This window comes from Imperialibacter sp. (assembly GCF_048007035.1).
GTDB lineage: Bacteria > Bacteroidota > Bacteroidia > Cytophagales > Cyclobacteriaceae > Imperialibacter.
Window position 1 is genome coordinate 2,214,737 of the sequence record NZ_CP180355.1, and the last position, 23,397, is coordinate 2,238,133.

Genomic DNA, 23,397 nt, shown 5'->3' on the forward strand with positions numbered 1-23,397 from the left:
ATGGACTACTTATCACAACACGGGCTCACGCTCCTTTTAATTGCGGTTTATGTAGGACTTATTATCTACATCGGCTGGCACTTTCAGAAGAGGGCCTCTCAAAATGTAAATGAGTATTATCTGGCCAACCGAAAAATCCCGGGTTGGGTAGTGTCCCTGGCCTTTTTCTCTACATTCATTAGTACCAGCACCTACATCGGTCAGGCAGGAGAGTCTTTCAAATACGGCCTTTCGTGGGCCTATGTAGCGCTGTTTTGGGTAGTATTCTGCATGATTTCCTGGCTGGTGATGGGTCCCAGAATGCGTAGTCAGTCCATTCGGCTAAAGTCAGTAACGGTGCCGGATTATTTTCACCTGCGCTACCAAAGCAACCTCTCCAGGAGCATCAGGGTGCTGTCTTCCTTCATTATTCTCTTTGCTACACTCTGGTACATGACCGGCATTGCCAAAGGCGGCGCTAACTTGCTGAATACCGTGCTGGAAGTCGACTATGGCCTGGGTGCGTTTATCCTCATCTTTTTCACCTGTGGCTATACCATGGCGGGCGGCATGTACGGTGTGATGTGGACAGATGCCATACAGGGCATCCTCATGTTCCTTGTGGCCATTATCATGCTCATTATTCCTTTCTATTTTGCAGGTGGCTATTCACCGTTAATGGAGAAGCTCGCCAACCTCCGGCATGTAACGCCCGATGGCACCCCTATTGGCGACGGCATGATGACGTTTGGGGGAGTAGCCAGCATGTACTATATCATTGCGATAGGCCTCACCATAGGCATGAAGCAGGTGTCCGACCCGAAGCTGATTATCCGGTTTTACTCCATCAAGGACAAAGCCAGCATGAAGTTTGCCATGACCTGGACGCCTATTTTCCTTGGTATTTCGCTGATTTGTGTAATGTGCGTGGGGGCTTTGGTGCATGTGATGGTGAGTGATGAAGAGGCTGCCTATCTCATCAACAATACGGATGAAGTTGTTGGCGTAATGTTCAACAAGCTCAATAGCCCAACAGTAAGTGGCATTTGTATGATGGGGCTTTTTGCTGCAGGCATGTCCTCGCTAGCCTCTGTCACGTTTATCGCAGGCACCTCTATTGTCAAAGACATCTGGAATATCTGGAAGCCGATGGAGGAACAAAAGATTGTGAGGCGCACCAAGTGGGCCATGCTCGGCTATTGCGTAGTGGTGTTCCTTTTCACACTATACCCTCCGGCGGGCGTGGTAGAAATGTCTTCCTTTGCAGGATCGGTCTTTGCTGCCAGCTTTTTCCCCACCATCTTTGGCGGCCTTTACCTGCGCTGGGGCACCGACATTGGAGCGCTATCCAGCATGGTGGCTGGTATGGTGGTGAATGTGATCTGGCGCTTCGGAATCCGGTTCAATTTTGAAGGCATGGAACAGGTGCATGAGGTCTTTCCGGCTTTCGTAGTTTCTTTCCTGGTGTACGTGGTGGCTAGTAAATTGACAGCGAAACGAATGCCCGAAGGTGAGCATTTACAATTAGTGTTTGCCGACAGAAAATAGAGAATAACTGCCCTGTTTAAGCTGCCTAAACCCCAAAATTCACATACTCGACTTCCCGCTGTTGCTGCAACGCCTCTTCTGACATGATCACACCACCACTGCCCGTGTTCTTAATCACTTTGGATGGAGAGCCATTGTAAATAACTCTCCCATTGTTAGTTGCTTCTATCTCCAGCGATTCGGTTGCATGTATGACGACAGAGCCCTCATCCCAAATCCTCACTTCTGCACTCTTTGACTCAAGCCCTGATCCATACAGTCTGCCCTTCTCGGCCATCACATGCAGGTTTTCCACTTTTCCTTCAAGCTTTACAGTACCCTTGAGTAAATCCAGGCTCAAGCTTTCTCCGCTTACGTGATGCATATAGATGATAGACTCCTGTGTCGACTCGATACGTGCCAGGTTAGGGGAACCGAGCTTCAAATTAATCGGGCCAGCCACAGACTTGCCTTCCTTCGCAGAAATAATCAACGTTTCTCCCAGCAGCTCCCATTTAAGGTTCTCGAAATCAGCCTCTGACACCACCAAAGTGCCGTGAGAAGGCTGACTGGCATCCACCTCAATATTGGCCTGAACATCGACAACCAGGGAGGTGTAGTGGCCAAAGTCCTTTTCATGAGCTACATAATCGTTTGACTGCGACATTGAGGGTGCAGCACCCAGAAGGCTAACGCCAATAAAAAAGGCTGAGAGTAGTTTCATAGTGGTGGAGATTTAACTTCAATATGATCATAACAAGTAAAGCGAGTGTCACCCTTGCGTTAATTTATGTCAATTTTTGTCACCAACTGACACTGAACTATTTCACTCACGCCAACTTCCTTGCCCCAGCTTTTAGTAATTTGCGCCCAACAAAACCACTATGCAGATACCGATTCTTACTGAAATAGTCATCATCCTTGGCATTTCCGTGCTGATGATCCTCATCTTCAACCGCTTTAAGCTGCCGTCCATTTTAGGCCTTTTAGCTACTGGCATGGTGGCCGGGCCCCACGGCATGGGGCTCATTCAGGCCTCTCACGAAGTGGAGATGCTGTCGGAGATTGGTGTGATTTTCCTGCTTTTTGTCATTGGTGTGGAGTTTTCTTTCAAACATTTAACATCTATAAGGAAAACAGTATTTGTTGGCGGAACCGTGCAGGTGGCCGGCACCATTTTGGTCACATTTGGCATTGTTTACATGTTTGGGCTGTCCTTCAAGGAGTCGATTTTTGCAGGCTTTCTCGTATCGTTAAGCTCCACCGCCATCGTGCTGAAGCTGCTACAGGAAAAAGGCGAGATCAATACCCCTCACGGCCGCATTGCCCTGGGCATTCTGATTTTTCAGGACATCATTGTCGTTCCGATGATACTTTTTACCCCAATCATCGCCGGTAAAACCGGAAATATTGGTGAAACCATTCTCATTTTATTACTAAAAGTAATTGCGGTAGTCGGTCTGGTGCTAATCATGGCCCGCTATATTGTTCCAAAACTGCTTTTCAGGGTGGCCCAGGCAAAAAGTCGTGAACTTTTTATTCTGACGATAATTGTCATCTGCTTTGCTACAGCCTGGCTTACGTCCTCCATTGGTCTGTCGCTGGCCCTGGGTGCATTCTTTGCTGGTCTCATCATTTCAGAATCAGACTACAGCCACCAGGCCACTGCCAATATTCTGCCTTTCAGAGAAATATTTATCAGCTTCTTTTTTGTGTCGATCGGAATGCTGCTCGATCTCAAATTCCTTTTTGACCACCTTAGCGTTGTCTTACTTTTAACTTTTCTAACACTTTTTGGAAAGGCGCTGATTGCAGGCTTCGGGGCGGTGCTGCTCAGGTATCCCTTCCGAACGGTTATTCTTTCCGGCCTCATGCTCTGTCAGGTAGGAGAATTTGCCTTCCTGTTGTCGGCAACAGGCATCGAAAACCAAATTCTCAGCCCATTGACGTATCAGTATTTTCTTAGTGTGTCGCTGATCACCATGGGACTTACGCCATTCATTCTCAGTTACGCTTCCAAAATTACCGATGTGGTGCATAGCAAAACGCCGAACCCGCTGGTAAGAAAGATTCAGGCGCTGTCGTCGGATGTTGAAACAGAAGAGCCTGACGAGCATGAACTGAAGGATCATCTGGTGATCATTGGGTACGGTATCAACGGTAAAAATGTAGCGAAAGCAGCAAGAAAGGCCGCTATTTCTTACGCCATCGTTGAAATGAACCCGGCTACTGTTAAACAGGAAAAAGAAAGAGGAGAGCCGATAATATATGGAGACGCCAGCGATGATGTGATTTTAAGGCACGTCCAGATTCAGTCAGCCCGGGTGGTGGTCATCGCCATATCGGATCCTTCTTCTACCAAACGAATAGTCGCTAAGATCAGAGAGTTCTCCAACACGGTGCATATCATTGTTCGCACCCGCTACATCAACGAAATTGAAGAGTCGAAAAAGCTTGGAGCTGACGAGGTTATTCCGGAGGAATTTGAAACCTCCATTGAAATTTTTACCCGGGTACTTCGGCACTACCTGGTTCCGCTAAATGAGATTGAGGCCTTTACACAGGAGGTTCGCTCAGGTAGCTATGAAATGCTCCGCAGCCCTCTAATGAGAACCGAACAGGCAGCAAAAAATCTCAGCATTCAGGACCTGGAGATGGCATGTGTTGTATTGGAACGGGAGGATAAATCAATCGTCGGAAAAAGCATTGCAGAATCGAGAATAAAAAGCCGCTACAAGCTCTTCATTCTGGCCATCCAAAGGGGGCAAGAGCTGCTTACCGACATAGACGGAGACACGGAAATAAAGCTCGACGACAGGCTGTATGTGTTTGGCAAACCCGGTAACATCCTGAAGCTCAATCAGAAGGTAAAGGTTTGACTAGCCCCTGTAAACAAGGTAAACTATGTAGCCTACATAAAGGAGAACAAAAACAATTCCGTTCACCCTGTCTATGGCATTTCGTTTCCCTGTGGTAAGAGACAGGATCATCAAGGCACTGGCGACGATCAGCACCAGTATGTCGGCGTTGTTGATCAGGGAGAACTGCAAGGGCTTGATAGTGGCACTGATGCCTAGTATCCAAAGCAGGTTAAATATGTTGGAACCAACTACATTACCGACGGCTATATCTGTGTTGCCCTTGTAAGCAGCCATGGCGGAAGTAACCAGCTCAGGAAGGGAAGTGCCAATCGCCACAATAGTAAGGCCAATGAACGTTTGCGACATACCAAAGTACTCGGCCATCGCCACGGCCCCATCTACCACCCATTTTCCGCCGAGAAACAAGCCCCCGATGCCAATGCCTATATAAAGTATCGACTTTGGCAGCAGCATAATTTCTACTTTCTCTGTAGACTCCAATTCCTGCTCTTTGTTTTCCCCGGCTATCTTAAAAATATACGCCATGAACAAAGCAAAGAAAGTAAGCAAAATCAATCCATCCCACCTACTGATGCTCAATGTACCCGGGTCTCCGAACAGCGCAGCATTGGCTAAATACGCCACCAAAAGAGTGGCTGTTAAAGAAAATGGAATCTCGGAAAGTACTGTATTTCGCTGGATGGGCAGGGGGCAGATAATGGATGATATGCCCAGTATGAGCAGAATGTTGGAGATGTTACTTCCTATGATATTACCAACAGCAATGTCTGCATTACCGTCGAGGCTGGCAAAAATATTGACTATCAACTCCGGCATGGACGTGCCAAAGGACACAATCGTCAGCCCAATAATAAAATCCGAAATATTGAATCGCTTCGCAAGTGAAGAGGCTCCTTCAACCAGCAAATCAGCCCCTTTAATCAGCGCTGGAAAACCCAGCACAAAAAGTAAGTACGTTAACATAAGTAGTCCAGTTGATGGCTCCCCTGCAGCATATTCCCCACAAAAGAATAATTAAACTAATTCCTCTAATAGTACTAAATACTTGCGTGCGTAATAAAAGTAACCTCCTTGTCAGTTTACAAAAAATTGTTGTGAACTATATCAAAAAACCTCAAATGGCCGATTTACGGTAGTTATAGTTGAATTTGAGGTAGTTAGTCCTAAAGATATCATATTGCCATCGAAATACTATAATTGAAAAAAAATTCCTTATTCAAAGAAGTAATATCACTTATCGATGTAATAAATGTCGCTGGGTTTTCAAAAGTGAAAGATAAAACCTCCATTTGAAACAAATCCGTCGGTAGGGGCCCAAACCTCAGCAAAAGCAGGGTTATTGTAAGGGGGAGTTACCATGGACTGATACCTCGATTGCCGGGTGTCAGTAAAATTTTCAAAGTTGAGGAACACACTAAACTTCTCCCATTCCTTCATAGCCATTATGCCCATGATCCAGAAGTCCGGAGTAGACGACCTGTCGTATCGATACTGGCTTCCCGTATAGTAAAGCTCGTAGCCGATACGAAACGATTCATGTTTTTCGTACATTACCACAAAGCCTGCCGCATGCTTTGGTGTTATTGCCTTCTGGCGGTAGCCAAACCCGTCATCGACATTTACCTGAGTGAGAGAGTACTGCAAGAATAGCTTCCAATGATCGTATCCGAGCTTGAGGTTACTTTCAAAGCCTGTACTAACGACAGGCTCTTGCCTGTTGGAAAGGTAATAATTAGTAAAGCCGTCCATCTCTACCTCATCCAGAAATACTGGCTTGTCAAGCTGAGTGACGAAGAAGAGCTGGTTGGCCGACAGCGTCCAGTCGTCTCCGAGGGCGGTTCTGAAATTGACATCAAAATTTGAGCCCCACGACCGTTCCATTTCGGGCTGCTGATTGAGGGCGTTGTAAGGCAGCACCCTGGTGAAGGCCCTTTGCTCGGCCTCCTCAAGGAAAATGGTTGGAAGCTTGTAACCTCTTCCGCCTCCCAGGCGCATGGTCAACTGCTTTGATGGTTTGACCATCCAGGAAAGCCGGGGAAGCAAAACAGCGCCATACTCATTGTTAAAATCCGTACGAAGACCCAACTCCAGGGTGTTTTGCTCAGAAACTTCCCAGGTGTCTTGTGCAAATACCCCAGCTGTCAAAAAGTTGTATGATCTGTCCACATCTCCCAAGCCAGGCATAAAGTTGTCGCCCGGATCCGAAAAATGGTCGGACACCAGGTTCATACCCGTAACCAGTTCGTGCTTCGCTACCTTAAAGTTATAAGCCAACTCAGAGAATGAAGCGACCTGCTCACCATAAAAACTATAAATTGGAGAGTCGATATTCCTGGCAAACAGGTTGACACTGTTTTTGAAAGACCACTGTGAACCGTTCGAAGTCGTATGTACAAAGTTGATCAACGACCCGAGTCTTCCTGTGTAATTCTCTTCACTAAAACTGCGGCCGCTTACGCCTTCATTTTCAATGGCTGCTTTGTCTCCTCCTTCTCTGGCTTCGTATGAGCTGTTCAAGCCTATGCTCAGCGTTGTGCGTTCTGATGGGTAGAAAAATATTTTTGGGTTGAGGGCAATGCTCCTTACTCTGGGAATATCCGAAAAACCGTCGTCGTTTGGATCGTATGGCTGCTGGCGATTAGCGGAAGCATAGAGTGTGAAGCCCTTTTTTTCATTCCGGCCCGACAAAAAAGCGTTGAGTGTGGTGCCGCCTGCAGTAGTTTGGTTGAGCATAATGCTCCGATCCGGCTCGCTACCAGGCGTTTTCGAAACCAGATTTACCAGGCCGGCAATAGCACCTCCGCCATAAAGAGTAGAGGCGCTTCCTTTGATTACCTCCACCTGCCGAAGATCCAGCGGGGGTATTTGCATGATGCTCAACCCGCTGGAAAAACCACCGTACAAAGGAAGTCCGTCCCGAAGCAGCTGGGTATAGCGGCCATCCAGTCCCTGTATTCGAAGGGTTTGGTTGGCCGAGTTGGTAGAAGTCTGCTGCATTTGAATACCTGAGCTTTCTCTCAGCAGCATGGCAATGTTCGTGGAGTTCATAGCGGCCTTTTCATCCAGCTCTTCTCCGGAGATTACCTCCATCCTGATGGGGATATCCTCGATGGTTCTGCTGCTACGGGTAGCAGTAACGATTACCTCCTCAAGCGCTTCCTCGGGCTCCAAATTAAAAACCAGCTCAGTTGTACCTGTCACTACCTTTTTCTTTCCAGAAGAATAGCCAACGAAGGATGCCACTAAACTTATTGGCTCCGTACCAGAAAGGGTAATTTCGCCTTCTCCATTCAAGTCTGTTATCGTTCCCTGTGTGGTTCCGGCTATTTGAATTGTAGCGCCAACGAGAGGCTCTTGTGTGTCGGCGTCGAGCACCCTGACTTTAAGCACAGACTGTGCGGAAAGTTCAGCGGCGAAAAACAAGACTCCAAAGAAAAAAACATAAGACAAAGACCGTTTCATCCGGCAAAGGTAGGCAGCCAGTATTTGCAACAAAACAGTATTTATACGTATTTTTTGATCTCTTCTACGGTGGATTTTGCAGACCTCCCCACGCCGATAAGCGTAGCCGAGGCGAAGCCTGTCCATTGGCCGTAACCCACCAACCAAAGGCCTGGCACCTCGGCCGACCGGGTGGCAACCGTTGCCACTTTCCCCGCACTAACATTGAGGGCCAGGCCCTTGAGGTGGTCTAACGCTGACCGAAACCCAGTGCAGAAAATCACACTGTCGACGAGCAGCTCCTGGCCATTCACCAACATAATTCCCAGATCCGTGAAATGATCGATTGGCGGGTAAGCCCGCTCCAATACTCCTCTTTTCCTGGCTTCTTTTACCGGCGGAACCATCACCACATCCCCCAGCGACGGCGGAGTGAATTCCCTCCCTGCCTTTTTGGCCTCATACATTTGAGTGGCTGCATCGAAAAGATAACGTCCGTCTACCTCATCAGGAAGGAACTTCGGCGGCTTTGACGTGACCCAAAAAGTTTGCGCCACCTTGCTCACTTCAGCAAGTATCTGGGCGCCAGAATTCCCTTCGCCGACAATGGCTACCTGTTGGCTCTTGAATGGATCCGGCCTTTTGTAGACAGAGGAATGGAAAACCTTCCCTTTGAATCTGTCTCTTCCGGGTAACTCCGGCATCCAGGGATTGGCAAATGAGCCAGTGGCAGACACCACCGCCTTCGACTGGTAGGTGCCTTTGCTGGTGACAATATCAAAAAGCCCGCCTGCCTTTTTTACATCTATTACCGTCACTCCTCTTTGTATGGCGAACTTATATTTCTCCTCGTACTTTTTCAGGTAGTCGATCGTTTCGTTGCAGGTGGGATAATAGTCGGGGCCGCCCGTCATGAGCACACCGGGTAGTGAGCTCCATTGGGCAGGCGAAAACAAACGGAGCGAGTGCCAATAATGCTGCCAGCTTCCGCCGGCGTTGTCGCTGGCGTCAAGAACAACATAATTTAAACCGGCCCTATTCAGATAATAAGCTACAGCAAGGCCACTTTGCCCTCCGCCAATCACAATGACGTCGTACACACTTGGAGTCATCCTGCAAAGAAAAGAATTTGTGAGAAAAAGGAGCGCAGTTACTTCGTGGGCTCTTTATCAACACTCGCTTTATCCCTCTTGTGCTCCGGCACTATTCCATGAAGGTTCTGCCCCACAAAATCGTGTGGAAACTGCTCCACGCCGGGGAAACCTAGCTTAATGTCCCGACCGTCGTAGGGAATATAATCTGTTTTGAACAGATAGTCCCAAATGCTCAGCGTGATCCCAAAATTTACCCCATAGCCCCTCTCCCTCGGAAGGTCGTAGGCATGATGCCAGATGTGCATCTGAGGATTGTTGAAAAAGTACTTGAAAGGCCCCAACGGCACTTTGATATTGGAGTGGTTGAAATGGCCGACAGCCAGGGTGAAAATATGGATGATAAAGAAGTCTCTCAACCCAATGCCGATCAGTGCCAACGGAATGTACTCAATCGTGCGGTACACCACATTTTCCATCCAATGGTAGCGGAGATGAGCAGCAAAGCCCATTTGCTCCACCGAATGATGAACTTTGTGAAACTCCCAGAGCCAGGGCGACCGGTGCAGCAATCGATGCACCCACCATTGCACAAAGTCCCGCACCACAAACCCGATCAGCAGGTGCGACCACATGGGCCACTTCATTACCTCAAAGGCCAAAAGGTTATTGATACCGATAGCTGCCAGGGCGTCGTTAAAAAGATTGACAACCGAGTTGGAGACAGCATTGTAAATAATGAGCGAAAAGAGAAAGAAGTTAAAGAACATGTAAAAGAAGTCGAGCCAGAAGTCCTTTCGGAACCTGGGCTGATCTTTCCTCCAGGGCTTCACCCACTCCAGCATCAGGAAAAAAACCGACACCAACAGCAGCCAGTAAAAATAATTGTGCCAGCTGGGGTGTAAAATCTCATTGACCAGATAGTTCCAATAACCGGTATACGAGCCAACAATGATGTTCCAATACTTTTCCACTTTCTCTTAGCTGATTTAACTAACTACTACTGCTTTTCGGTGGCAAGTCCACTGGCGTTCCATGAAATTATTCCACCTTCCAACTCGAAAATTTGCTTGAAGCCCAACTCTTGAAATACTTTGGCTGCCCTGGCACTTCTGCCGCCCACCTTACAGTAAACTGCAACCGGCTTATTCGGGTCAAGCTTAGCGGCCATCTCCTCAAAATTGGTGGTGTTGTAGTCGATATTTATTGCATTGGGTATTTTGCCGGTAGCTACCTCTCCCGCTGTTCTCACATCTACAAGCTGAACTTCGGCTTCCTTCACTTTCTCGGCAAAGTCTGGCGCATTAAGCTGAACAATCTTTGCGGATGTCTGAACTGCTGGCTTGGCAACCACTTCCGAGGCAGCCTCCTTCTCAGTGGAAGACGAGCTGCATGCTGTGCCTATGGCTGAAATAAAAAGAAAAGCTAGCGATGCGACGATGTTTGTACTGGTTTTCATATCTCTTTTTTAAAATTGATCTGTTTATTGGTAACACATGTAAATGTAACAAAGTTGAGATTTTCGAAGAGGCTTCTCTCGAGATTAGCAGAAGTAGCTTCTCCAGTGTCGCCAGGGTGTATCATCAGAATATAAGTTCTTTGGTAAGGATAAAAACAGCCATAACAAGCACGAAATAGCCAAAACCCTTTTTTAGCGCTGCCCCTGATATGAAGCGGGAAAGGTACTCTCCCAGAAAAAGCCCCCCGATAGACAGGCTCGTAAATATGAGTATAAATGACCAGTCGATGGGCTGGGTTCCCAGGTCCCCAGTGAATCCGATCAGCGATTTGGCAGCAATGATCAGCAACGAAGTGCCGACTGCCAACTTCATTGGGATATGGGCCAGCAGCACAAGTGCAGGAATGATAAGAAAGCCGCCGCCTGCCCCTACCAGGCCCGTTAACGCCCCCACCACCAGGCCTTCCAAAGCAATCATCGGGTAATTATAGGATAGCTCCTCCTCTATCATCTTGTTTTCCTTCTTGTCTCTGATCATCGACCAGGCAGCCACCAGCATAATGACGGCAAACAGCACCATTATTGCCAAGTCCTTTGTTACCGGAAATCCCCCCAAAGAGAAAACCGGATCCGGGATGGCAGGAATGACGAATTTTCTGGTGACAAAGACAGAAATGAATGAAGGAATGGCGAATATGATAGCCGTTTTAAGACTTACTAACCCTTTTCTAAGAAAGTTGACGGATCCTACCAGGGCAGTGCTGCCGACCACAAACAAAGAGTAGGCTGTCGCCAGCACTGGGTCGATGTGAATCATGTAAACCAGCACCGGCACGGTTAGAATAGAACCTCCTCCGCCAATTAGCCCCAGGCTAACCCCTATAAGTATTGACGCTGCAAACCCCAAAATTTCGATAACCGGCATACTGTGTGACTCTTACTGTGACATTGTCTGAACACAAAAGTCTGAATAACAAAGGTCGCCGTCAGTGACTTAGATCACGCAGTCAGAAATTATGATGCACCTCGCAAATCACTGCAAAAAAAAGTGACAATCTTGCTCCCGTATGACTCAGGTCATAAAATAGTAGCCTTTGATGTCACCACATTTGACCATCAATAGTCAAAATCCAAAAACTTATGGAATCTCCCATACGCATCGATGTTTCCCTTTTGCCCCCTGCAACCCGCCACGATACCATTTTCAAAGCCTATGAAAGCCTTGACGAAGGGCAGTCGCTGGTGCTTGCCGTCGACCACGATCCTCAGCCACTTTTTTACGAATTCAGCCACAAGTATCCTAAAAGCTTTGGCTGGGACTATCTTGATAAAGGGCCTGAAAAATGGCGGGTACTGATTACCCGCCAGCAGTCGATCACCGACAGAATAGTGGCTGACCTGGTCATGGAAGACCTCAGCCTGGGTAAAGTCTTCGACGCCTATGGCATAGATTTTTGCTGCCACGGCGATATTTCTCTCGAAGAGGCCTGTCGTCGCCAAAAATTGGATATCAATGAGGTGCTGGTGGCCATGAAAAAAAAGAGCGGCCCTGGTGCTTTTTGGCAGCCACATTTTGAGGAATGGTCGGTGTCTTTACTCATTCAGTACATTCTTGAAAATCACCATAGCTGGGAAAGGCATACACTTTCCGACATCGAAGACCTCACTATCAAAGTGGCGGATCACCATAGAGCGGACTTTCCGAATCTAAAAAAGGTAAAAGAGTTAGTCGGCCACCTTAAATACGCCATCATTGATCACTTCTTTGAAGAAGAGAATGAGCTCTTTCCAATGATTCTAGAGGGCTCAAAAAGTGTTGAGTTGCTCAAAGAAATCGAGAAGATGAAGGTTGAGCACGCCGAAGTGGGTGCCATACTCACGGACCTCACCCTGCTGACCAACAATTTCCAGCCTCCCCAGCAAGCATGTAGCTCATTTCGGCTGCTCTACTCAAAGCTGGGAGAGTTCAAACAGGATATTCTCCAGCATATTCATTTGGAAAATACGCTGCTCGTCGCCAAAGCTGTAGCATGACAATAATTCACAGCTGGTAAGGTTGTGTTTAAAATACAAAGCACAAATCTTACTAAATTGGTGCCATGTCAATGATTCCTGAAGAGTTGCTTACGACGTTTGGTGCGAGAAAAATTAAGCTCAACAAAGACGAGTTTCTGTTTGCAAAAGACACCGAGGCACATTTTTATTATCAGGTTTCGATGGGCACAGTCAAAATGGTTAACTACAACTACGATGGCCAGGAGTTTATTCTAGGCATGTTTAAGGCTGGGCAAAGCTTTGGCGAACCTCCCCTTTTCGGTCACTTTCCCTACCCGGCCAATGCTGTGGCTGTGGAAGATTGTGAAATATGCAAGCTGCCCAAGGACAACTTCTTCAGGCTTTTGGAAGCCAATTTTGATATCCATCGCAAATTCAACTACGAGCTTTCCAACAGGCTGCGCTACAAGGGAATGATTTTATCAGAGGTATCTTCCTACCCGCCGGAGCATCGCATTCTTACGCTCGTCAACTATTTGAAGGCGATGATGCCCAACCAGAACCTTTTCACTGTGCCGTACACAAGGCAGCAGCTGGCCGACATGACAGGGCTGCGGGTAGAAACGGTGATCCGCACTATCAAAAAAATGGAGCAGGAGGGCAAAATTAAGCTCAAAAGCCACAAAATTGTTGTCTAATACCATTTGCACTGAAAACCACTGCCGCAGTAGGTTCAGCGGACTGCATTTGCCTTTCTCAAGGGCCAATACCTCTCGTTTTTCCGGCCTTATCCCTCAATGAAATCCCATCTAACTATCAATTTTTCAGGTAGTTAAAATTTTATCGAAAATCATACTACTATATGATTTAGATCATAAAACCGGTGGGCAGGCTCAGTCTACCTTTACACTATCAAACAAAATAGTGTATCATGAAAAAGTATTTTTTGAAGGCGTTCATATTCGCATTGCCCCTATCGATCATCCTCGTTAGCTGCGGAGAAACCAAAAAGAAAGACATCTCAGATTTCCAGGCTAAGCCAACAGAACAGGAAACCGCTAAAGCCTCAGACCCTATGGAGAATAAAGGAATAGGGCCGGTAAAAAGCATCACCCTGGGAGAAGTTGACCAGGCACTTGCTGATGCAGGCAAAGCCATTTTCGACGCCAACTGTACTGCCTGCCACAAGGTCGACAAAAAATTCATTGGCCCATCCCCAAAAGACATCCTTAGCCGAAGATCCCCCGAATGGGTAATGAACATGATTCTCAACCCTGAGGTGATGATTCAGGAGGATCCGATTGCTAAGCAATTGCTGGCAGAAGCCAACGGAGCACCGATGGCCAACCAAAACCTCACAGAGGAACAAGCCAGGCAGGTACTTGAGTACTTCCGAACCCTTAAATAATCACTATATGAAAACACCCTTGAAATTTCTAGCCTTTGGCCTGATCACGCTCGCCGTGGCGAGCTGCTCGACGCCAACCAATAAGACCGAAGAGGCCGGTGCAGTGGTGGACGCAACGCCAAAAGGACAAGCTTCAGTGGTCGACGATGAATCTGCCAAGAACATCCTGCAAGTAGCCGCTTCATCGCCCGACCATACCACACTTGTGGCGGCTGTCACCGCTGCTCAAATAGAGCATGTGCTGGTTAACGCAGGTCCACTTACCGTTTTTGCCCCCAATAATGCTGCCTTTGAAAAATTGCCATCCGGCACAGTCGAAAATCTGCTAAAACCAGAGAACAAAGCACAGTTGGCTACGATTCTAACGAGGCATGCAGCACCAGGTTCCTACGATGTGGAAGCGCTGAAAAAAATGGTAGCGAAAGGCCGCACGCTGTACATGGCCACCGGAGATTATCTGGAAGTAACCATGGATGGAGACGACGTGCTGATCAACGGGTGTAAAATCATTGGAACAATAAATACGTCAAACGGAATAATCAATGTGGTGGATCAGGTGATCCTGCCAAAATAACCTATGAATGTAAAAACTATGAAAAAGCAACATTTTATAAATAAGCTGTTTGCTCTGGTCGTTTTGGCCGGGGTTGTTACATCGTGTGGCAGCAGCGAGAACTCCAAAGGAGCGCTGGGCAGCGACGTTGCCTCTCAGGCATATGTCACGCCAGGCGAACACGATGACTTTTACGCCTTTATGTCAGGCGGGTTCAGTGGACAAATATCTGTTTACGGCTTGCCTTCGGGCCGTTTGTTCAGGGTGATCCCTGTGTTTTCGCAGGATCCTGAAAAAGGATATGGCTACAACGAGGAAACCAAGCCTATGCTCGAAACTTCGTTTGGCTTTGTGCCCTGGGACGATGCCCACCACCCCGAGCTATCTCAAACTAACGGTGTTCCCGACGGCCGGTGGATCTTTATCAACGGCAACAACACACCACGTATCGCACGAATTGATCTTAAAACGTTCGAAACTGCCGAGATCATAGAAATACCGAACAGCGGTGGTAACCACAGTTCTCCATTCACAACGGAGAACTCAGAGTATATTGTGGCTGGCACCCGATTCAGTGTGCCTTTTCCCCAGAAAGACGTAGCCATTAACACCTACAAAGAAAACTTCAAAGGCACCCTCAGCTTTATCAGCGTTGCCGAAGATGGTGACATGGACGTGGCCTTTCAAGTGCTGCTGCCAGGCTATGACTACGACCTTGCCCATGCGGGCAAAGGCAAGTCACATGGCTGGATGTTCTTCACTTCCTATAACACGGAAGAGGAGCATACACTTTTGGAAGTCAACGCTTCACAAAGAGACAAGGACTATATAGCCGCCATCAACTGGAAAAAAGCTGAAGAGTATATGGCTCAGGGCAAATTTAAAGAAATGCCTGCCAGCTATGTGGATAACCACTATGACGAAAGCAAGCAAATGGCCTTCTCAGAAACGAGGAACACTGTAAAAGTGCTGATTCCTTCAGAGTGCCCTGGCCTGGTGTATTTTCTCCCCACGCCAAAATCACCACACGGTGTAGACGTTGACCCAACCGGAGAATTCATCGTAGGCAATGGCAAGCTTTCCAGCGACATGAGTATTCACTCCTTTGATAAAATGATCAAGGCGATTGAAGGTGAGAAATTCGAAACTACTATCGAAGGCATTCCCGTCCTTCAATACGAAGAAGTGTTGAGCGGCATCGTGGCACAACCAGGTCTCGGCCCACTGCACACCGAGTTCGACGGTAAAGGCAACGCCTATACATCGTTTTTCATCTCATCGGAGATTGTAAAGTGGAACCTGGAAACAAAGGAAGTGCTTGACAGAGTGCCTGCCTACTACTCTATCGGTCACCTGATGATCCCTGGTGGTGACTCCAAAAAACCCTGGGGTAAGTATGTGGTGGCACTCAACAAGATCACGAAAGACCGGTTTCTGCCAACGGGCCCTGAATTGACACAATCAGCTCAACTTTACGATATCTCGGGCGAAAAGATGAAACTGATTCTTGATTTCCCAACGATTGGCGAGCCGCACTATGCGCAGGGCATCGCCGCCGAGCTCATTGCACCCAATTCGCTTAAGTACTATAAGCTGGAAGACAATAACCACCCGCAAGCTATCAAGTCACCCAACGACTCGAGGATCGAGAGAGATGGTAATATTGTCAGGGTTTATATGGGAGCCATCAGAAGCCACTTCACTGTCGACAACCTGGAAGGTATCAAAGTAGGTGATAAGGTGTACTTTCACATCACCAACCTGGAGCAAGACTGGGACGTCCCTCACGGGTTCAGCATGATGGGAGCGAATAATGCTGAGCTACTAATTATGCCAGGTCAAACTGAAACCCTGCTTTGGGAACCAAAACGGGAAGGGGTTTATCCTTTCTACTGCACCGACTTCTGTTCCGCACTTCACCAGGAGATGCAGGGCTATGCCCGGGTGTCGGCTAAAGGCGCCACCACCGAGCTCAAATGGAGCTTAGACGAATAAACTCATACCTTTTCGACCGCTCTTCCCCTGAATCGGGAAGAGCGGCTGCGAGGGTTAACCCCTTTCAACTATGAAAGCTAAATTCAATTACCTTTTTTTGCTGGCTATTCTTTTGCCGCTTGCACTGTTTGTTTTCCCATTATGGAAAATCACGCTGGAAGCGCCGCAATACCCTGATGGTATTTCTATGTATATCTGGATCAATCAGATAACAGGGGACTCACCCAGCACATTGCAAAATATTAACATCCTCAACCACTACGTTGGCATGCAATTCATCGTGCCTGACTCAATTCCTGAGCTGAAATATTTCCCCTGGATTGTAGGTGGCATGTCGCTTTTGGGGCTGCTGTTCTTCCTGGTAAAAAAGAAATCACTCTACCTCACCTGGGCCATGATTATGATTGTCCTTGGAGGCCTCGGTGTTTACGACTTCTACCTCTGGGAATACGACTACGGCCACAACCTCGACCCCAAAGCACCCATCAAAGTACCCGGCATGGCTTATCAGCCACCAGTAATTGGCTCAAAAATGCTGCTGAATTTTAAGGCTGACTCCTGGCCATCAACCGGTGGCTACTTCCTTGGAGCAGGCATAGCACTTGCGCTGCTGGCATTTTGGCTGGAAAAGAAGAAAACTCGCAAAACAGCAGTGCTGGAAAAGGCTATGGCAATGGTCGCTTTGATCACAGTTTTTGGCCTCTCCTCTTGCTCGGTAACGCCCCGGCCGCTTGCTTTGGGCAGCGACCACTGTCACCACTGCAAAATGAAGATCGTGCAGCCGCAATATGGAGCTGAGCTGGTCTCCAGTACCGGCAAGATTTATACCTTCGACGCTGTGGAGTGCTTCGTGCAGTACAAAGATGAAAATAATATAAGCGCAGATAAAATAGCGTTTGAAATGGTGGTGCCCTACGACCAGCCAGGCACACTTATGGATGCGGCCAAATGTGTATTTATCAGAAGTGCCAAGCTACCAAGCCCTATGGGCATGTACATCACAGCCCTGAGCTCCGAGTCCAAAATTGAGCCCATTATTGACGGATACGATGGAGAAATATATACTTGGGAGAAACTTCAATCAGGCATTGACAACCTGCCTGGCCTTACCGCTCAGCTCCCATGAGGATTCGTATTCGCTTCATCATCCCATTTTTTGTTGCAGCCACCTTTCAGGCCCTGGGTGCAGTACCCGACACCCTGGAGGTGGGAAAAAAATACGCTTCAATCAAGCAGGCGCTGGCCACAGCAGCATCAGGAGACGTAATAAAGGTGTTTCCTGGTGTATACTTTGAAAACGAGGTGATCATAGACAAGCCATGCACCCTGTTGGGTGTGGGCTACCCCATTCTTGATGCCGGTCTTAAAAACGATGCGATCATTATCAGGGCGGATTCTGTCAGCATCATTGGCTTGCATATCCGAAACGTGGCCACCAACTATGTGAGAGACCTGGCGGCCATTCACGTGGAAGAAGCCCGGCACTTCAACATTCAGGACAACAAACTTGAAAACACCTTCTTTGGCATTTACCTGCAAAAGAGTCGGGACGGAAAAGTCGACGGAAACTCCATCATCGGGCAGGCAGTGGTTGAAGCCAGCTCCGGCAATGCCATCCACCTTTGGTATTGCAAAAACGTGGAGGTAAGTAACAACGAAGCCCGCCACCACAGGGATGGTATCTATCTGGAGTTTTCCGACAGCATCCGCATAGTGCGCAGTGTGAGCCAGGACAATCTGCGATATGGCCTCCACTTTATGTTCTCAAACTACAATGATTACTTCGAGAACACCTTTCAGTCCAACGGCGCCGGAGTAGCGGTTATGTTTTCCGCTCACATAGTGATGAAGCGAAACAGGTTTATCGACAATTGGGGTAGTGCTTCTTATGGCATACTACTCAAGGAAATTAAAGACGGGCTGATCAGCAACAACCTTTTTCAGGGCAACACCATCGGTATCTATGGAGAAAGCTCTGACAGAATGACCATCAGCCAAAACGATTTTACCGAGAACGGATATGCGCTGCGAATACTCGGGAGCTGCAGAGACAACATTATTACCGAAAACAATTTTATTGACAACACCTTCGACGTAGGCACCAATGCTACGAAACAGTACAACCAGTACACAAAAAACTACTGGTCGGAGTATACTGGGTACGACCTTGACAAGAATGGCCTGGGCGACGTGCCCTACCGGCCGGTGAAGCTTTTCTCTTTTGTAGTAGAAAAAGTGCCCCAAGCCATTGTACTCCTTCGAAGTCTTTTTGTTGATCTGATGAACTTCACTGAAAAAGTGACACCGGTGTTCACACCGCAAGACCTGTTCGACGATCAGCCACTAATGAAACCTCATCCCCATGATCAATATTCAACACCTTCATAAGTCCTTTGGCAAACTGGAAGTGCTGAGGGACATCCAACTGGAAATTATTCCCGGAAAAGTAACGGCTGTTTTAGGGCCCAATGGCTCTGGAAAAACCACCCTCATGAAAAGCATTCTGGGTATGACCCTACCCGATCAGGGAACTATCGAGGTAAGAGGTGAACCTACCCGCCATGCATGGAACTACAGGAAACACCTGAGCTATGTGCCACAAATAGCACAGTTTCCCTCCAACCTCACTGTGCAGGAGCTGCTACAAATGATCAAAGAAGTGCGGCAGGAGCCCGCCAACGAGGATCCCCTGGTCGACCGGCTTTCTCTTCAGCCGTTTCTCGACAAAAAGCTCGGGACGCTCAGTGGTGGCACCCGGCAAAAAGTGAACCTGGTGCTGGCACTCATGTTCGATGCGCCCATCGTGCTGATGGACGAGCCCACTGCGGGACTTGACCCCGTAGCGTTGCTGGAACTGAAAAGACTGATCCAGGACATGCGCAAGGCAGGAAAGTGCATCGTGGTCACCACGCATATCATGCCACTCGTGGAAGAGCTGGCTGACGAAATCGTGTTCCTGCTAGATGGCAAGGTGTACTTCCAGGGAAGCCTGAGCGAGCTGTTTTCACTTACTGAAAAGAATACACTAGAGGAAGCCATCGCTCATTTTCTCATTCAACGGAAGGATAGAACGTCCGTCAACGCTTAACAAGAACCGCCATGTGGAAAATATTCAAATACAGCTTTTTTGACCTCCTGCGCAGCCGGTGGACCTACTTCTATTTCCTGTTTTTTATGATTGTTACCGCTGGTCTCCTGCATTTAAGCGGGCAGGTGGCAGCAGCCATTACGAGCCTGCTCAATATTGTGGTGGTGCTTATTCCACTCATCAGTACGTTGTACGGTATCGTCTACTTTTATAACTCCTCAGAATTTACCGAGCTGCTGCTGGCCCAACCTGTAAGGCGACGCTCGATTTTCCTGGGACAATACCTGGGTCTCTTCACGTCGCTCGCCGCCAGCTTCCTGCTTGGTATTTTGATTCCAGCCATATTGCTGGGCCACTTTGAGGTCAGGCTCTGGCTTGATTTGTTCTACCTGCTTGGCATCGGCACGCTGCTCACAGCCATATTTACGGCCATCGCCTTTCTCATTGCCCTTAGGCAAACCAACCGCATGAAGGGATTTGCCATAGCCATCCTCACCTGGTTGTTCCTGGCCGTGCTGTACGACGGTCTGTTTATTATCTTTCTGCTCTTTTTTGAAGACTATCCGCTGGAAAAGTTCTCCCTGATCGCTACCGTGCTCAATCCAATCGACCTGTCACGAACATCGCTGCTGCTGAAATTGGATATGGCAGCGCTGATGGGGTATACCGGAGCAGTATTCAATAAGTTTTTCGGCACGTCCATGGGTATGCTGGTATCCATCTCAGCACTGGTTCTGTGGGTAGCAGGCCCTTTGCTTGGTTTTCTGAGAGTGGCTGCCCGCAAAGACTTTTAGTATGAAATCAAAGCTTCCCTTCTTTGCGTTGGCGCTTGTCGGGCTGCTATCGGGAATTTGGGCCGGCTTGATAAGAATCGGTTTCAATCTGCCTGCTGTTGACCTGGCGACACTACACGGGCCACTCATGGTGGGTGGCTTTGTGGGCACCCTGATTGGGGTAGAGAGAAGTCTCCTGGCCGGCAATGGTAAATGGTGGCTCATTCCTGCACTCTCGGGTGCGGCTGTCATTGCGTGGCTCCTCGGCTTTCAACAGGTGGCTCCCTATTGCCTGGTGGCTGCTTCAGCGCTGCTGGTTTTGCTGCAGGCTATTCACCTGCTGTCGTCCCGGCTCACGTGGGTCAGTATTGTCCAGCTTTGCGGTGCCCTGTGCTTTGCTGCTGGCAATATTCGCCTGTTGTTCAATCCGCTTATGCCTGCCATCATCCCTTTCTGGATGGGCTTTGTCCTTTGCTTCATCTTGGCCACCCGGCTCTCGGAAAACTCAGCAAAAAACATGTTCATGGGAAGCGTGATCAAGTTGGGACTAATCCTGTTTATTGTGAGCCTGATGATTCCATTCCACCTTGGAGGCTACTATCTCACGGGAGCAGGTCTGATTTTAATAGCATCTGGCATGTTTTACATCGAGATCCAAACAGATCAGGGGATGGCCTGGAGCTACAAAAAGTATTCTTTCATTGCCATCATGCTAGGCTGGTTTTGGCTGCTTACATCCGGCCTTGGTGTTATGCTGTGGAAAGAGCACATTTACGGCTACGATGCCACTACGCATTCGTTCTTTGTCGGCTTCCTTTTCTCTATGGTATTTATTCATGCCCTGGCCAAGGCTTCCTACCTTGCAGGCCTGGGCACCCCTCCTTTTCACCCAGTGCTTTTTGTATGGCTTATCCTCCTGTCGGGCTCTCTGTTGCTAAGGGTCTTCGCCACCGATATTCTGCTTCTCACGACCGTAAAAAAATGGAGTGGTCTGCTCAATGCCATTAGCATACTGGGTTTTCTGTTGACCCTTATTAGTCTTACATTGATCAGAAAATATCGTTCTGCTCATGAGCCGATTTGATCCTGCCAAGTTTGCCCGTTTCCCTTTACTATATCTCGTCGCCTTATCCGCCCTTGGGGTACTACTGCGCTGGCAAATGGTAAGCCCGCTGCCCATCAACTACAGGTACTTTGTGCATGCCCACTCCCACACTGCCTTCATGGGGTGGGTATACAATGCGCTGTTTCTTCTCATTCTCCAACATTTTGTAGCCAAAGAAAACAAAGGCAAACTTTTCCGGGGCTACTTTATCGCCCTGCAAATAGGGGTGGTAGGCATGCTGGCCAGCTTTCCCTTTCAGGGTTATGGCCCCGTGGCAATTGCCTTCAGCACGCTCCACATGGCAGTGACCATCGCCATTGCCGTGTCAGTATTCAAACTCATGAGAGACGACAGCACTTTAGCGGCTACCTTCTTACGTTGGGCCCTCATTTATCAGCTCATTTCAGGTGTCGGGCCACTGATGCTGGGCCCGCTTTCGGCCATGGGCTTAAAAGACAGCCCATTGTATTCGTTATCCATCTACTTTTTTATGCACTTCCAGTTCAATGGCTGGTTTGTGCTTGCCTGCCTGGCCATTCTCTTCAGGCTGCTGGAAAGAAGCGGATGGAGCCTTGCTGACACTGAGAGGAAATGGCTCAAATACACCCTGTTGTACACCGTTGGGCCAGCTTATGTCATGAGCGCCTTGTGGACTGACATGGGCCAGTGGAAATATGTGCTGGCGATAGTCACGGGCACTTTACAAGTAGCCGGCGCCTTGCTTTTGCTTAGGTGTGTCTGGAAAAGCGTTAAAGTAAAATTGCGGGTGCAGTGGGCCAGGCGGTGCCTTCAGTTAGGAATTGTGCTACTGACTGTAAAATACTTTTTGCAACTGGCGGGCAGCATTCCCGGTATCGATAGCTGGGTGATGGCAAATAATGGGATCATCATTGCCTTCATCCATTTGATTTTTATTGGCGTGGTTAGCTTTATGCTGCTGGGATTCTACATTTTAGGGGGCTGGTTGCACCTCACTGCTGTGTCAAAAACTGGAATGCTGGTCTTCTTTGGAGGTTTTGCCATCACCGAGCTGGCACTTGTTGCGCTACCGTCTTTTTCGCTGGTGGGGCTTTCTGCTCAATTTCCCTATTTTGAAACACTGGTGGTGGCAGCCGCCATGCTGTTAATTGGCAGTGTGCTAATAGCCATGGAAGTCAAGCGGTTACAAGCTCAGCAGGCAATATTTTAAAAGTTGCCTGGTAGCAGTTGAATAAAATGTGTGAAAAATTTCACTCAGAATATTGCAGAATCATTCCCGCTCATTATTTTTGCAATCCGTTTCCGCAAGGAGCCGGGTCAAAAGCGAAAGTAGCTCAGTTGGTAGAGCACGACCTTGCCAAGGTCGGGGTCGCGGGTTCGAATCCCGTCTTTCGCTCCAAATCATTCTTTGATTTATTGATTTTGTTATTTGTTGATTTCCCTTCACGATGACCTCGGAAGAGTTAAAGGATCGAACATTTAAGTTCTCTCTATCCATTTTGGCTGTTTTCCGACAGCTAAAATCCACAGATGAAGGGAGGATCATTGGCAGACAACTTCTTCGTTCTTCAAGCTCTGTTGCTGCTAACTACCGGGCAGCCTGTAGAGCAAGATCAAAACCTGAATTTTACGCCAAGCTTAATATTGTTTTAGAAGAGGCTGATGAAATAGCCACTATGGTTGCTGAACCTTAACGAAAACGAAATACTTCATCAAAGAAGCGACTTTCATTTTCGATATGATTTTGGCTATTCCATGTGGCCGCTGGAAAGTAAATTGATTCACATGAAAGTCTTTTTTGGCTGGAATACGCCCGGGAGGGTGGCATTCTGGAAAAAGAGTTGTTGTCACCTTATATTTCTGAAAGCCTCGAGCTGGTAAAGATTTTTTCAGCTTCCAGAAGCAAGATGAGGCAGGACAAATCACAAAATCAATAAATACTAAAATCTTTCAATGCCCTGCCGGGATGGTGGAACTGGTAGACACGCAGGACTTAAAATCCTGTGACCCTTAAAGGTCGTGCGGGTTCGATCCCCGCTCCTGGTACTTGATCATCAAGCAATTACGCCGAGTTTTATAGCTCGGCGTTTTTTGTTTCGAAACTTTTTACAAAAGTCGATAT

At 48.0% G+C, this 23,397-nt stretch carries 21 protein-coding genes and 2 tRNA genes; 16 read left to right on the top strand and 7 right to left on the bottom strand.

The genetic code is table 11. From position 1 onward, the window contains the following. On the top strand, positions 1 to 1,527 hold the full coding sequence (locus tag ACMVP2_RS09760; RefSeq protein WP_416867563.1) for a sodium:solute symporter family protein: 1,527 nt from the start codon (positions 1 to 3) through the stop codon (positions 1,525 to 1,527). Positions 1,528 to 1,552: 25 nt separating this feature from the next. On the opposite strand, the gene ACMVP2_RS09765 is transcribed toward ACMVP2_RS09760, so the two are convergent. After that, on the bottom strand, positions 1,553 to 2,230 hold the full coding sequence (locus ACMVP2_RS09765) for a GIN domain-containing protein (protein WP_339785466.1): 678 nt from the start codon (positions 2,228 to 2,230) through the stop codon (positions 1,553 to 1,555). 160 nt (positions 2,231 to 2,390) lie between these two features. On the opposite strand from ACMVP2_RS09765, the gene ACMVP2_RS09770 reads away from it, so the two are divergent. Further along, a complete protein-coding gene (locus ACMVP2_RS09770; RefSeq protein WP_416867564.1) occupies positions 2,391 to 4,385 on the top strand; it encodes a monovalent cation:proton antiporter-2 (CPA2) family protein in 1,995 nt (664 codons plus the stop codon). Here the strand turns inward: ACMVP2_RS09770 and ACMVP2_RS09775 are convergent, their stop codons facing one another. The 6 genes from ACMVP2_RS09775 to ACMVP2_RS09800 all read right to left on the bottom strand — a co-directional run bounded on the left by ACMVP2_RS09775 (position 4,386) and on the right by ACMVP2_RS09800 (position 11,304). Next, a complete protein-coding gene (locus tag ACMVP2_RS09775; protein WP_339785471.1) occupies positions 4,386 to 5,351 on the bottom strand; it encodes a calcium/sodium antiporter in 966 nt (321 codons plus the stop codon). Between the two features lie 300 nt (positions 5,352 to 5,651). Then, complete coding sequence (locus ACMVP2_RS09780; RefSeq protein WP_416867565.1) at positions 5,652 to 7,850, bottom strand: TonB-dependent receptor; 2,199 nt, start codon at positions 7,848 to 7,850, stop codon at positions 5,652 to 5,654. A 41-nt stretch (positions 7,851 to 7,891) separates the two neighbouring features. Then, positions 7,892 to 8,941 (bottom strand): ArsO family NAD(P)H-dependent flavin-containing monooxygenase, encoded by a 1,050-nt coding sequence (locus ACMVP2_RS09785; protein ID WP_416867566.1) that lies wholly within the window; start codon positions 8,939 to 8,941, stop codon positions 7,892 to 7,894. A 38-nt stretch (positions 8,942 to 8,979) separates the two neighbouring features. After that, complete coding sequence (locus tag ACMVP2_RS09790; RefSeq protein ID WP_339785478.1) at positions 8,980 to 9,894, bottom strand: sterol desaturase family protein; 915 nt, start codon at positions 9,892 to 9,894, stop codon at positions 8,980 to 8,982. Positions 9,895 to 9,920: 26 nt separating this feature from the next. Then, complete coding sequence (locus ACMVP2_RS09795; protein ID WP_416867567.1) at positions 9,921 to 10,379, bottom strand: rhodanese-like domain-containing protein; 459 nt, start codon at positions 10,377 to 10,379, stop codon at positions 9,921 to 9,923. 124 nt (positions 10,380 to 10,503) lie between these two features. Continuing rightward, positions 10,504 to 11,304, bottom strand: a complete 801-nt coding sequence (locus ACMVP2_RS09800; RefSeq protein ID WP_339785483.1) for a sulfite exporter TauE/SafE family protein — start codon at positions 11,302 to 11,304, stop codon at positions 10,504 to 10,506. 215 nt (positions 11,305 to 11,519) lie between these two features. Here ACMVP2_RS09800 and ACMVP2_RS09805 point away from each other — a divergent pair, with 215 nt between their 5' ends. The 14 genes from ACMVP2_RS09805 to ACMVP2_RS09870 all read left to right on the top strand — a co-directional run bounded on the left by ACMVP2_RS09805 (position 11,520) and on the right by ACMVP2_RS09870 (position 23,321). Beyond that, positions 11,520 to 12,413 (top strand): DUF542 domain-containing protein, encoded by an 894-nt coding sequence (locus tag ACMVP2_RS09805; protein WP_416867568.1) that lies wholly within the window; start codon positions 11,520 to 11,522, stop codon positions 12,411 to 12,413. Positions 12,414 to 12,478: 65 nt separating this feature from the next. Then, the gene (locus tag ACMVP2_RS09810) at positions 12,479 to 13,072 is read left to right on the top strand and encodes a Crp/Fnr family transcriptional regulator (RefSeq protein ID WP_416867569.1); all 594 of its coding nucleotides are present in this window, start codon (positions 12,479 to 12,481) and stop codon (positions 13,070 to 13,072) included. Between the two features lie 233 nt (positions 13,073 to 13,305). After that, positions 13,306 to 13,782: a c-type cytochrome gene (locus tag ACMVP2_RS09815; RefSeq protein ID WP_339785491.1), complete on the top strand. Its 477-nt coding sequence runs from the start codon at positions 13,306 to 13,308 to the stop codon at positions 13,780 to 13,782. Positions 13,783 to 13,789: 7 nt separating this feature from the next. Next, on the top strand, positions 13,790 to 14,356 hold the full coding sequence (locus ACMVP2_RS09820) for a fasciclin domain-containing protein (RefSeq protein ID WP_416867570.1): 567 nt from the start codon (positions 13,790 to 13,792) through the stop codon (positions 14,354 to 14,356). 18 nt (positions 14,357 to 14,374) lie between these two features. Continuing rightward, positions 14,375 to 16,330: a Sec-dependent nitrous-oxide reductase gene (gene nosZ / locus ACMVP2_RS09825; RefSeq protein WP_416867571.1), complete on the top strand. Its 1,956-nt coding sequence runs from the start codon at positions 14,375 to 14,377 to the stop codon at positions 16,328 to 16,330. A 70-nt stretch (positions 16,331 to 16,400) separates the two neighbouring features. Further along, a complete protein-coding gene (locus tag ACMVP2_RS09830) occupies positions 16,401 to 17,456 on the top strand; it encodes a nitrous oxide reductase accessory protein NosL (protein ID WP_416867572.1) in 1,056 nt (351 codons plus the stop codon). Then, on the top strand, positions 17,453 to 18,718 hold the full coding sequence (locus tag ACMVP2_RS09835) for a nitrous oxide reductase family maturation protein NosD (RefSeq protein WP_416867573.1): 1,266 nt from the start codon (positions 17,453 to 17,455) through the stop codon (positions 18,716 to 18,718). Before ACMVP2_RS09830 ends, ACMVP2_RS09835 begins: the two co-directional genes overlap by 4 nt. Beyond that, positions 18,693 to 19,418: an ABC transporter ATP-binding protein gene (locus ACMVP2_RS09840; RefSeq protein ID WP_416867574.1), complete on the top strand. Its 726-nt coding sequence runs from the start codon at positions 18,693 to 18,695 to the stop codon at positions 19,416 to 19,418. Before ACMVP2_RS09835 ends, ACMVP2_RS09840 begins: the two co-directional genes overlap by 26 nt. 11 nt (positions 19,419 to 19,429) lie before the next feature. Further along, positions 19,430 to 20,212, top strand: coding sequence for an ABC transporter permease (locus ACMVP2_RS09845; RefSeq protein ID WP_416867575.1), 783 nt, complete (start codon positions 19,430 to 19,432; stop codon positions 20,210 to 20,212). A 1-nt stretch (position 20,213) separates the two neighbouring features. Beyond that, a complete protein-coding gene (locus ACMVP2_RS09850; RefSeq protein ID WP_416867576.1) occupies positions 20,214 to 21,275 on the top strand; it encodes a hypothetical protein in 1,062 nt (353 codons plus the stop codon). After that, the gene (locus ACMVP2_RS09855) at positions 21,262 to 22,485 is read left to right on the top strand and encodes a hypothetical protein (protein WP_416867577.1); all 1,224 of its coding nucleotides are present in this window, start codon (positions 21,262 to 21,264) and stop codon (positions 22,483 to 22,485) included. Before ACMVP2_RS09850 ends, ACMVP2_RS09855 begins: the two co-directional genes overlap by 14 nt. Positions 22,486 to 22,598: 113 nt before the next feature. Beyond that, positions 22,599 to 22,674, top strand: a tRNA-Gly gene (locus tag ACMVP2_RS09860). A gap of 49 nt (positions 22,675 to 22,723) precedes the next feature. Further along, positions 22,724 to 22,969 carry a four helix bundle protein gene (locus ACMVP2_RS09865; protein ID WP_339785513.1) on the top strand — a complete coding sequence of 82 codons (246 nt, stop codon included), beginning with the start codon at positions 22,724 to 22,726 and terminating at the stop codon, positions 22,967 to 22,969. 266 nt (positions 22,970 to 23,235) lie between these two features. Next, positions 23,236 to 23,321: transfer RNA gene (locus tag ACMVP2_RS09870), tRNA-Leu, on the top strand. The last annotated feature ends 76 nt before the right edge of the window (positions 23,322 to 23,397 follow it).

What these genes read in the sequence shown, in the direction of transcription:
- ACMVP2_RS09855 (WP_416867577.1), top strand. Translation starts at nt 21,262, where the DNA reads ATGAGCCGATTTGATCCTGCCAAGTTTGCCCGTTTCCCTTTACTATAT.
- ACMVP2_RS09805 (WP_416867568.1), top strand. Translation starts at nt 11,520, where the DNA reads ATGGAATCTCCCATACGCATCGATGTTTCCCTTTTGCCCCCTGCAACC.
- ACMVP2_RS09845 (WP_416867575.1), top strand. Translation starts at nt 19,430, where the DNA reads ATGTGGAAAATATTCAAATACAGCTTTTTTGACCTCCTGCGCAGCCGG.
- ACMVP2_RS09780 (WP_416867565.1), bottom strand. Translation starts at nt 7,850, where the DNA reads ATGAAACGGTCTTTGTCTTATGTTTTTTTCTTTGGAGTCTTGTTTTTC.
- ACMVP2_RS09830 (WP_416867572.1), top strand. Translation starts at nt 16,401, where the DNA reads ATGAAAGCTAAATTCAATTACCTTTTTTTGCTGGCTATTCTTTTGCCG.
- ACMVP2_RS09840 (WP_416867574.1), top strand. Translation starts at nt 18,693, where the DNA reads ATGATCAATATTCAACACCTTCATAAGTCCTTTGGCAAACTGGAAGTG.
- ACMVP2_RS09810 (WP_416867569.1), top strand. Translation starts at nt 12,479, where the DNA reads ATGTCAATGATTCCTGAAGAGTTGCTTACGACGTTTGGTGCGAGAAAA.
- ACMVP2_RS09820 (WP_416867570.1), top strand. Translation starts at nt 13,790, where the DNA reads ATGAAAACACCCTTGAAATTTCTAGCCTTTGGCCTGATCACGCTCGCC.
- ACMVP2_RS09815 (WP_339785491.1), top strand. Translation starts at nt 13,306, where the DNA reads ATGAAAAAGTATTTTTTGAAGGCGTTCATATTCGCATTGCCCCTATCG.
- ACMVP2_RS09760 (WP_416867563.1), top strand. Translation starts at nt 1, where the DNA reads ATGGACTACTTATCACAACACGGGCTCACGCTCCTTTTAATTGCGGTT.
- ACMVP2_RS09765 (WP_339785466.1), bottom strand. Translation starts at nt 2,230, where the DNA reads ATGAAACTACTCTCAGCCTTTTTTATTGGCGTTAGCCTTCTGGGTGCT.
- ACMVP2_RS09835 (WP_416867573.1), top strand. Translation starts at nt 17,453, where the DNA reads ATGAGGATTCGTATTCGCTTCATCATCCCATTTTTTGTTGCAGCCACC.
- ACMVP2_RS09795 (WP_416867567.1), bottom strand. Translation starts at nt 10,379, where the DNA reads ATGAAAACCAGTACAAACATCGTCGCATCGCTAGCTTTTCTTTTTATT.
- ACMVP2_RS09785 (WP_416867566.1), bottom strand. Translation starts at nt 8,941, where the DNA reads ATGACTCCAAGTGTGTACGACGTCATTGTGATTGGCGGAGGGCAAAGT.
- ACMVP2_RS09775 (WP_339785471.1), bottom strand. Translation starts at nt 5,351, where the DNA reads ATGTTAACGTACTTACTTTTTGTGCTGGGTTTTCCAGCGCTGATTAAA.
- ACMVP2_RS09850 (WP_416867576.1), top strand. Translation starts at nt 20,214, where the DNA reads ATGAAATCAAAGCTTCCCTTCTTTGCGTTGGCGCTTGTCGGGCTGCTA.
- ACMVP2_RS09800 (WP_339785483.1), bottom strand. Translation starts at nt 11,304, where the DNA reads ATGCCGGTTATCGAAATTTTGGGGTTTGCAGCGTCAATACTTATAGGG.
- nosZ (WP_416867571.1), top strand. Translation starts at nt 14,375, where the DNA reads ATGAAAAAGCAACATTTTATAAATAAGCTGTTTGCTCTGGTCGTTTTG.
- ACMVP2_RS09865 (WP_339785513.1), top strand. Translation starts at nt 22,724, where the DNA reads ATGACCTCGGAAGAGTTAAAGGATCGAACATTTAAGTTCTCTCTATCC.
- ACMVP2_RS09770 (WP_416867564.1), top strand. Translation starts at nt 2,391, where the DNA reads ATGCAGATACCGATTCTTACTGAAATAGTCATCATCCTTGGCATTTCC.